The sequence below is a fragment of the Phenylobacterium sp. genome, from assembly GCF_036963605.1.
Taxonomy (GTDB): domain Bacteria; phylum Pseudomonadota; class Alphaproteobacteria; order Caulobacterales; family Caulobacteraceae; genus Phenylobacterium.
Genome location: NZ_JBALUY010000161.1, coordinates 1 through 509 on the forward strand (window position 1 = coordinate 1; position 509 = coordinate 509).

A 509-nucleotide genomic window follows, 5' to 3' on the forward strand; every position below is an offset into this window, starting at 1 on the left:
CCACGAAGGCATGATGGACTCCTCCGACATGCCCCCTGGCTGGACCTATTCGCCCTCAACCTATTTGCAGCGCCTGCCGATCATCGCGCTTGGCGCCATTGGGTTCGTTATTTCCCGCGTGCTTGCCGCCTATCAGCTGGGCCATATCGATGGCGTCTGGGAACCGTTCTTTTCCGGCGATGCGGTCCGGAATGGCACCGAGTATATTATCACCTCGGACGTTTCCAAAGCCTGGCCAATTGCGGATGGTGGTCTGGGCGCCACCACTTACATGTTTGAGGTGTTAATGGGCGTCATGGGAGGCCGCGCCCGCTGGCGTACGATGCCATGGATGGTCCTCCTGTTCGGCATTGTCGTCGTGCCGCTCGGTGTCATATCGATCTACTTCATCATCATTCAGCCGATCGTTATCGGCACTTATTGCACGCTGTGCCTGCTGGCTGCGCTCGCGATGCTGATCATGATTCCATATTCGCTCGATGAGCTCGTGGCGATGGGGCAGTTCCTGG

1 protein-coding gene is annotated in these 509 nt (G+C 58.0%); it reads left to right on the forward strand.

The window, feature by feature from the left end; all coding sequences use genetic code 11:
* Positions 1 to 13: 13 nt before the first annotated feature.
* Positions 14 to 509: vitamin K epoxide reductase family protein (locus tag V7702_RS16855; protein ID WP_335651224.1), on the forward strand; the 496-nt coding region annotated here is incomplete at its 3' end.